The sequence below is a fragment of the Ornithinibacillus californiensis genome, assembly GCF_001038485.1.
Lineage (GTDB): Bacteria > Bacillota > Bacilli > Bacillales > Amphibacillaceae > Ornithinibacillus > Ornithinibacillus californiensis.
The window spans coordinates 100071-108600 of the sequence record NZ_LDUE01000006.1; the positions used below are offsets into that span (position 1 = coordinate 100071).

8 protein-coding genes and 1 rRNA gene are annotated in these 8530 nt (G+C 37.8%); 7 read left to right on the forward strand and 2 right to left on the reverse strand.

Features of this window, described 5'->3' with window-relative positions; translation table 11 throughout:
- Positions 1 to 363 precede the first annotated feature (363 nt).
- The 4 genes from qoxA to qoxD are packed head-to-tail and all read left to right on the forward strand — an operon-like array spanning position 364 to position 4156.
- Positions 364 to 1275, forward strand: a complete 912-nt coding sequence (qoxA, locus tag TE34_RS01240; RefSeq protein ID WP_047983007.1) for a cytochrome aa3 quinol oxidase subunit II — start codon at positions 364 to 366, stop codon at positions 1273 to 1275.
- 51 nt (positions 1276 to 1326) lie between these two features.
- A complete protein-coding gene (qoxB, locus tag TE34_RS01245) occupies positions 1327 to 3273 on the forward strand; it encodes a cytochrome aa3 quinol oxidase subunit I (protein WP_047983008.1) in 1947 nt (648 codons plus the stop codon).
- Complete coding sequence (locus TE34_RS01250) at positions 3273 to 3869, forward strand: cytochrome (ubi)quinol oxidase subunit III (protein WP_047983009.1); 597 nt, start codon at positions 3273 to 3275, stop codon at positions 3867 to 3869. Before qoxB ends, TE34_RS01250 begins: the two co-directional genes overlap by 1 nt.
- Before the next feature lie 2 nt (positions 3870 to 3871).
- On the forward strand, positions 3872 to 4156 hold the full coding sequence (gene qoxD, locus TE34_RS01255; RefSeq protein WP_047983010.1) for a cytochrome aa3 quinol oxidase subunit IV: 285 nt from the start codon (positions 3872 to 3874) through the stop codon (positions 4154 to 4156).
- 40 nt (positions 4157 to 4196) lie between these two features.
- On the opposite strand, the gene TE34_RS01260 is transcribed toward qoxD, so the two are convergent.
- Complete coding sequence (locus TE34_RS01260) at positions 4197 to 4424, reverse strand: hypothetical protein (RefSeq protein WP_047983011.1); 228 nt, start codon at positions 4422 to 4424, stop codon at positions 4197 to 4199.
- Positions 4425 to 4599: 175 nt separating this feature from the next.
- On the opposite strand from TE34_RS01260, the gene TE34_RS01265 reads away from it, so the two are divergent.
- From TE34_RS01265 to TE34_RS01275, 3 genes are all read left to right on the forward strand, one after another.
- A complete protein-coding gene (locus TE34_RS01265; RefSeq protein WP_047983012.1) occupies positions 4600 to 5883 on the forward strand; it encodes a S8 family peptidase in 1284 nt (427 codons plus the stop codon).
- A gap of 163 nt (positions 5884 to 6046) precedes the next feature.
- Complete coding sequence (locus TE34_RS01270) at positions 6047 to 6583, forward strand: hypothetical protein (RefSeq protein ID WP_047983013.1); 537 nt, start codon at positions 6047 to 6049, stop codon at positions 6581 to 6583.
- A 48-nt stretch (positions 6584 to 6631) separates the two neighbouring features.
- Positions 6632 to 8212: a flotillin family protein gene (locus TE34_RS01275; RefSeq protein WP_047983014.1), complete on the forward strand. Its 1581-nt coding sequence runs from the start codon at positions 6632 to 6634 to the stop codon at positions 8210 to 8212.
- 202 nt (positions 8213 to 8414) lie between these two features.
- On the opposite strand, the gene rrf is transcribed toward TE34_RS01275, so the two are convergent.
- Positions 8415 to 8530: ribosomal RNA gene (gene rrf / locus TE34_RS01280) — 5S ribosomal RNA — on the reverse strand.

Genomic DNA, 8530 nt, shown 5'->3' on the forward strand with positions numbered 1-8530 from the left:
AGTCCCCGTCCGTAGTTAGCGTAATTGATAAGAAACTATATTTCTTCTAAGTTATCGGCCAAGAGGTGGGCCTTAATTTTAAAACTATAGTGAGCAAAAGTATCCCGTTTATAGGGATACTTTTTTTGTGTTGTAAAGAGGTTAATTGCTTCCTACTCCCCCACTTTTTCCCATCTAAACCACGTTGTTACAGACATTTCCACGAAAACGACAAATCTTCTTGAACATTTTGTGAAGTATTTCTCAATCCATTGTAATATTCTTCACAGCGTAATAAGATATGGTAGCGGTACTTTGTGAAAAAAAACACAAGTTTGTCCAATTTATGAACAACCCAGATTATGGTGAAGGGAGTAAAAGAAAATGAAACTTAAATTAGCATTTATTTCGTTTGCTATATTGATTACGACAATTTTAGCTGGTTGTGAACCTTTATTGGTATTAGACCCAAAAGGTCCTCAAGCTGAGACAACAGCTAATGTAATATGGCTATCCATATTTACAATGGCGGTAATCGTTATTGTAGTTATTTCAATGCTAGTATTCATCGTGTATAAATATCGAGCTAGCAAGCAAAAAGAGGATTATGAACCACCACATATTGAAGGAAATCCTATTGTAGAATCAATAATCATAGGGATCCCTGTTTTAATTGTTATATTCTTATCCATTGTTTCTGTGAAATCAACATACGAAGTGGAAAACATCCCAGAAGGTTACGAAAATCAAGAACCAATGGTAATTTACGCAGCTTCTTCTAACTGGAAATGGCATTTTAGCTATCCCGAGCAGGATATCGAAACATTAAACTATGTTATCTTGCCGACGAATCGCCCTATTGAATTCCGATTGTACTCATACGGTCCCATCACAAGCTTCTGGATTCCTCAGCTTGCAGGACAAAAGTATGCAATGGCAGATATGGTTACTAAAATTAATATGGTAGCAGAGGTTCCAGGAGATTATGCTGGCCGTAATGCTAACTTCAGTGGTAAAGGTTTTGCTGAAAATACGTTTACCGCAACAGCCTTATCACCTGATGAATTTGATAAATGGGTAGAAGAGATTCAATCTACTGCTAAGCCTCTAACAGAAGAAAAGTATGAAGAGTTATTAGAGCCTGGCCACCTAGGACAAATGACGTTTACAGGAACACATCTAGAGTTTAAACCTGCCCCTGAAGGTGAGAATGCTGGACACCATCATGGAGACGCAGATGAAGAAATTGAACGTAACGATCAAGAAGAAGGACTTGAAGACCATTCTAATCATTAATAAAACGAACGATACTACACAAATATTAAAATCTCGAGAGGAGTTAACATAATGGAATTTTTTGAACGGTTTGCCATCCCCCACCCTAGTCCATTAATTTATGCATCAATGGTTGCCATTGGCCTTACACTTATCGCCATTGTTATCGGAATAACATATTTTAATAAATGGGGTTATCTATGGCGCGAATGGTTAACTACTGTTGACCATAAACGAATCGGAATTATGTATATGATTTCAGCATTATTAATGCTTTTCCGAGGTGGCGCAGATGCAGTCATGATGCGTTTACAAACTGCTGTTCCAGATAATGCATTTTTAGATGCACAGCATTATAATGAGGTATTTACAACACATGGTGTTGTCATGATTTTCTTCATGGCGATGGCATTTGTAATTGGTTTAATGAACTTCGTTGTTCCACTACAAATCGGGGCACGAGATGTTGCATTTCCTCGCTTAAACGCAATTAGTTTTTGGCTATATTTTGCAGGAGCAATGTTATTTAATATCTCCTTTGTCATTGGAGGTTCTCCAGATGCAGGATGGACGAATTACTTCCCTCTAGCAGGAACTGATTTTAGTGAATCTGTTGGTGTAAACTACTATATGTGGTCTTTACAGATTTCTGGTATCGGTACTTTAATGACTGGTATTAACTTTATTGTAACGATTCTTAAAATGAGAGCACCTGGCATGAAATTAATGAAAATGCCGATGTTTACATGGTCTGCATTAATTACAAACGTTATTATCGTATTTGCTTTCCCTGTATTAACAATCGCTCTATTAATGGGTACTTTCGACCGACAGTTTGGTACACATTTCTTTGCATCAACTAATGGCGGAATGGATATGCTTTGGGCCAACCTATTTTGGGTTTGGGGACATCCTGAAGTTTACATCTTAATTCTTCCTGCCTTTGGTATTTATAGTGAGATTATCGCTACCTTCTCACAAAGAAACTTATATGGTTATAAATCAATGGTTGGATCGATGGTTATTATTTCATTCTTATCATTCCTTGTTTGGGTACACCACTTCTTCACCATGGGTCATGGTGCATTAGTAAATGGTATCTTTTCTATTACAACGATGGCAATTGCAGTACCAACAGGAATTAAGATTTTCAACTGGTTATTAACGATGTGGAAAGGAAAAATCCGTTTCACAGTACCAATGCTATATTCTCTAGGATTTATTCCTTTATTTACTATCGGTGGTGTAACTGGGGTTATGCTAGCAATAGCAAGTGCGGATTACCAATATCACAATACCATGTTCTTAGTAGCTCACTTCCACAATGTAATCATTCCAGGTGTTGTATTTGCAATGTTAGCTGGATTAACGTACTGGTGGCCTAAAATGTTCGGATTTATGCTAAATGAGCGCATTGGTAAATGGGGATTCTGGTTCCTATCCATCGGATTCGTCTTTGCTTTCTTCCCAATGTATATTACCGGTTTAGACGGCCAAGCAAGACGTATGTACACGTATTCTGAAGCAACTGGATTCGGTCCTTTAAATATGCTTTCCTTCTTTGGAGCAGGACTTATGGCGATTGCATTTGCACTTATTGTATACAACGTGTATTATAGCTTCCGTCATTCACCTAGAAATGTTGGTATGGATCCTTGGAATGCTCGTTCTCTTGAATGGGCTACTCAAAACCCAGTACCAGAGTATAACTTTGCTGTTACACCGGTAGTCAATTCTTCAGAAGCATTCTGGGACTCTAAGAAAAACGGACACCAATTGTTTAAAGATAAAATCACAAAAATCCATATGCCTAATAATAGTGGCATGCCAATTATCTTGGCTGGGTTCTTCTTTATCTTTGGTTTCTCTTTCGTCTTTAGTATTTGGATTGGTGTCATCGTCTCAGCTCTAGGAATACTTGGGACAATGGCTTATCGATCATTTGAAAATGATCATGGTCGTTATATTTCTGAAGAGGAAATAAAAGAAACAGAAAAAGAATACGGAGGTGCTAAATAATGAAAATTGATCACTCGCAGCCTCTTGAATATGGTACACATCAAAACCAAATGAATATCCTAGGCTTTTGGATATTCTTAGGCGCAGAAATTATGTTATTTGGTACACTTTTTGCATCTTACTTCACACTAGAAAACGGTGTTGGTAATGGTCCTAGTGGTGCCGAGATATTCGAAATAACACCAGTATTAATGGAAACTATCATTCTCTTAACTAGTAGCTTCACGATTGGTCTGGCAACCCATGCCATGCGTATTAACAATAAGAAAGCAACACTTGCGTTCTTAGCGATTACGCTAGTGTTAGGATTATCATTCTTAAGTGTCGAAGTTTACGAGTTTATTCACTATTATCATGTTGGTGCAACCCTGCAAACAAGTGGGTTCACTGCTATTCTTTTAACAACTCTAGGGACACATGGTGCCCACGTTACATTTGGTCTATTCTGGGGATTCTTTATCCTCCTACAGATTAAAAAACGTGGATTTACACCTGAAACAACAAATAAATCCTTTATCTTCTCACTATATTGGCATTTCCTAGATGTTGTCTGGATCTTTATCTTCAGCTTCATCTACTTGAAAGGAATGATGTAAACATGAAAGAATTATTTCCAGCGAAACAAGTGATAGGCTTTGTCTTCTCACTCATTCTTACAGCTGTGGCACTTACTGTTTACTTCCTTGATATGTCATTTGAAATGGGTATAACAATCTTGTTAGTTACAGCATTTATCCAAGCAGCACTTCAATTAGTATTCTTTATGCATGCTGGAGAATCAGAGGATAAAAAGGCTATTTACACAAACGTTTATTACGGAATAGCTATTGCACTAGTAACAGTATTTGGTACACTGTTAACTCTAATTTGGGGTTATATGTAAAAAGAAAGAAGCTCTGTCAAAGTAGACGGAGCTTCTTTTGTTATGATATTGTTTTTCGCTTATTTTTCTCAACAACTTCTTCTGTAGCAACTAAGAAAATCCCCATAATGAATATGAATACTCCACCCATTGCTACACCAATGCCAATTCCTGTTAATGCTGCGTAACCGTTTGCAAAATAGCCATATAAAAATGCTAGCATACCAACAATGACTAATGTGCCACAAAGAATACTAACTGCCCTTAATACTTTCGCAGAATTTACCATAAATAAATCCCCCTTCTTTCTTATATTATTCAACGCGTTCACAAATTTGTCAAACTTTTATCATTTAGTGTTTCGCCTCTTTTCATATGGTTTGTACATATTACTCACTCCTAATCATTAGTCGGCACGTATGCTATCGTGAGTAAAAATATTTTGAAAAGGAGTGAGAAGTATTATGCTAGGGTTTTCTATCATTCAAATGGTTAGAAGAAATGGAAAAAAACTTGACCAAACACTTCGAAAAGAGTTAATCCAGTTTTATCAACCATTTCGCTCTGTACCCTGTTTTCTACACAGGCCACTAGAGTCCATTCGTAAAAGGACTAAAAACTACCCAGTCATTATCGAGTTTGAACAAACGTCCTTTGAAGCTGGAATACAAGAAGTTCAAAGTGCAAAATGTAAGAATTTGAAAACGTTCCCCCTTGTCACTTGCTGTTCTGCCAAACTGTCTCTAGCAAATTTAGAAAAATTACTTGAAAGCTGTTCCTCGATTAAGAAAGTATATTACGACCGTGAAGTAACTGCTTTACTCGATACAGCAACTTCCTCTGTTCAATCAACTCTATTACACCAATCAGGATATACTGGAGTTGGTAAAACAATTGCGATTGTTGATACTGGCATTCACCCACATGAAGATTTAAGTGGTCGTATCACTGGGTTTGTTGATTTTGTTAATGGGCAAATAGATCCTTATGATGATAACGGGCATGGAACTCACTGTGCTGGTGATGCTGCAGGAAATGGATTATCCTCCAATGATCGAAATTATATAGGACCTGCTCCAGAGGCAGATTTAGTAGGCGTAAAAGTACTGGATAAAATGGGGTCTGGTACGCTATCAACTGTAATAGAAGGAATTCAATGGTGTGTGCAGAATAGGCATCAATATAACATTGATATCCTGTCCCTCTCGCTAGGCGCAGAAGCTATTGAATCCGCCAAAGAGGATCCAGTAGTTCAGGCAGTTGATAGAGCTTGGGAAAGCGGTATTGTAGTATGTGTGGCAGCTGGTAATTCAGGGCCTAAATATGAAACGATTGCAAGTCCAGGTATTAGTCCATTAGTAATAACTGTTGGTGCGGCTGATGATAATGAATCTACTAACCGTACAGACGATATCGTAGCAGAGTTTTCTAGTCGTGGACCTGCAATTGATGGAAATATAAAGCCAGACCTAATAACACCTGGGGTAAATATTACCTCTTTAAGAGCTCCTGGTTCTTTTCTTGATAAAACTAACAAAGCCGCTCGAGTTAGCACAAACTATATCTCCTTATCTGGTACCTCTATGGCAACACCAATATGTGCGGGCATTGTTGCACAACTACTTCAAAAAGAACCTCATCTAAACCCTAATCAAGTAAAACAAAGACTATTACAAGCATGCACGGATATTGGACAACCACCTAATGTACAAGGAAGCGGTTATCTAAACGCAGCAAATCTACTATAAATAGCATTCTACTATTTTCATTATCTCCAGGAATCTGTAAGTCTACAATACTTGCAGATTCCTGACTTTTTTAAAAATTGTTTGTAATTTTTGAAACCTAAGTTACAATAGATACGTATAATAGTTACTCGGAAATTTTGAATCTACAGATAGGATGATGCTTATGACATTATTTGGCGTTGATATCCAAACTATTTATCTAACTACATTGATCATTTCTGGCTGTCTAACCGTCCTTTTTATCTTTTTTGGTGATGTATTAGATGCTGCCAGCGAAGGAGTCCCCTTCTTAAACCCAACACTTATATTAGCCTTTCTAGTATTCCTTTCATCATCTGGTTATGTATTGGAATTAATAACACCCTTCTCAAGTGTAATCATACTCATTATTTCTATTGGATTCGCCCTAATAATGGATGTATTACTTAATTTCTTTGTATTAATTCCGCTAGCATCAGCTGAAGAATCACTTATACTAACCGAAGAATCGCTAAAAGGACGTGTAGGAAAGCTTATTATTTCTGTTCCTGAAAACGGGTTTGGAGAAATCGTTATTGATGGTAAGGGCGGCATGATCACTAGACCAGCAGCAAGTTATGAAAACAGCCCTATTCCTGAGGGAACCGAAGTACTGATTTTGGATATTAAAGACGGTGTTCTATACGTTATCCCGTATGATTTAGAATCCGAGATGTCTTGATCTAGTACGGATTATACCGTATTAAGTATATTTTAAGGGGGAAAATTAATGGGAGATTTATTAGGTGGAGTGACTATTCTTATTGCAATTGCTGTCTTTCTTGTAATTGCACTTATTGCTGTATTTATTAAAAAGTACCGTACAGCTGGACCAGATGAGGCATTAATTGTTACTGGTAGTTACTTAGGAAATGGTAAAACAGTACATACCGACGAATCAGGCAATAAAATTAAAATTATACGCGGTGGAGGAACATTTGTACTGCCTGTGTTCCAGCAAGGAGAGCAACTTAGCTTACTATCTAGTAAAATAGATGTAACGACTCCAGAAGTATATACAGAACAGGGTGTACCTGTTATGGCTGATGGTACTGCTATTATCAAAATTGGCGGTACTATTAATGAAATTGCAACTGCTGCCGAACAATTTTTAGGAAAGTCAAAGGAAGATCGAGAAAATGAAGCAAAGGAAGTTTTAGAAGGACATCTACGTTCTATCCTTGGATCAATGACTGTTGAAGAAATCTATAAAAACCGTGAAAAGTTTTCACAAGAGGTTCAACGTGTTGCATCTCAAGATTTAGCTAAAATGGGGTTAAACATTGTATCGTTTACCATTAAAGATGTTCGAGACAAAAATGGTTATCTAGAATCGTTAGGTAAGCCGAGAATAGCTCAAGTAAAACGCGATGCTGATATTGCAACAGCAGAAGCTGACAAAGAAACTCGAATTAAACAAGCAGAGGCGGCTAAAGAAGCTAAAAAAGCTGAATTAGAACGTGCAACCGAGATTGCAGAAGCAGAAAAAGAAAACCAACTAAAAACTGCTGAATATAGACGTGAACAAGATGTTGCAAAAGCACGCGCCGATCAAGCATATGACTTAGAAAATGCTCGTGCACAACAAGAAGTAACCGAACAAGAAATGCAAATTAAAATCATTGAACGTCAGAAACAAATTGAATTAGAAGAAAAAGAGATCTTACGTAGAGAAAGACAATACGACTCAGAAGTTAAGAAAAAGGCTGATGCTGATCGTTATGCAGTTGAGCAAGCGGCGATTGCTGAAAAAGCAAAACAAATTGCTGCTGCAGATGCAAATCAGTATAGAATTGAATCGCAAGCAAAAGCGGATGCAGAAAAAGTACGTGTAGATGGTCTTGCAAAAGCCGAAGCTCAACGTGCTCAAGGTGAATCTGAGGCAGAAGTAATTCGCCTTAAAGGTCTTGCGGAAGCTGAAGCGAAGCGAAAAATCGCTGAAGCCTTCGAGGAATACGGTCAAGCGGCCATTCTTGATATGGTCATTCGAATGCTTCCTGAGTATGCGAAAGAAATCGCTAGTCCACTAGGAAATATTGATAAGATCACAGTTGTTGATACTGGTGGAAATGGGAAAAATGGTGGCGGTGCTAACAAGGTAACTGGCTATGCTACTGATTTAATGGCATCCTTGCAAGAAACACTGAAAGCTTCATCAGGTATTGATGTAAAAGAGCTTCTTGGAGGTATAGCTGGTAGTAGTAAACTAGGTGCTTCAGATCGTGATGGATTATCTTTCGAGTTAGAAGAACCAAGTAATAATACAGCTAACGATACAGAAAAGAAGACTGAAGAAGAAGTTTCTCGATAACATTCAAAGCGCACCTTGTAGGGTGCGCTTTTTTAGTGGAATGACAGAGGATTGTTGCCTAATCACTCAATTAGGATATCAGCTCACTTCGCTAAAAGGAAAATTCTTATCTACTCTTGAATAAGATACTGGTGAAAGTTTAGTTATTAAATTGCTAACAAAAAAACCAAGAGACGAATGAATCATCTCTTGGTTTACTATTGCCTGGCAACGTCCTACTCTCACAGGGGCAATGCCCCAACTACCATCGGCGCTGAGAAGCTTAACTGCTGTGTTCGGTATGGGAACAGGTGTGACCTTCTCGCCATCATCACCAGA

What these genes read in the sequence shown, in the direction of transcription:
- TE34_RS01250 (WP_047983009.1), top strand. Translation starts at nt 3,273, where the DNA reads ATGAAAATTGATCACTCGCAGCCTCTTGAATATGGTACACATCAAAAC.
- qoxD (WP_047983010.1), top strand. Translation starts at nt 3,872, where the DNA reads ATGAAAGAATTATTTCCAGCGAAACAAGTGATAGGCTTTGTCTTCTCA.
- TE34_RS01265 (WP_047983012.1), top strand. Translation starts at nt 4,600, where the DNA reads ATGCTAGGGTTTTCTATCATTCAAATGGTTAGAAGAAATGGAAAAAAA.
- TE34_RS01270 (WP_047983013.1), top strand. Translation starts at nt 6,047, where the DNA reads ATGACATTATTTGGCGTTGATATCCAAACTATTTATCTAACTACATTG.
- qoxB (WP_047983008.1), top strand. Translation starts at nt 1,327, where the DNA reads ATGGAATTTTTTGAACGGTTTGCCATCCCCCACCCTAGTCCATTAATT.
- TE34_RS01275 (WP_047983014.1), top strand. Translation starts at nt 6,632, where the DNA reads ATGGGAGATTTATTAGGTGGAGTGACTATTCTTATTGCAATTGCTGTC.
- qoxA (WP_047983007.1), top strand. Translation starts at nt 364, where the DNA reads ATGAAACTTAAATTAGCATTTATTTCGTTTGCTATATTGATTACGACA.
- TE34_RS01260 (WP_047983011.1), bottom strand. Translation starts at nt 4,424, where the DNA reads ATGGTAAATTCTGCGAAAGTATTAAGGGCAGTTAGTATTCTTTGTGGC.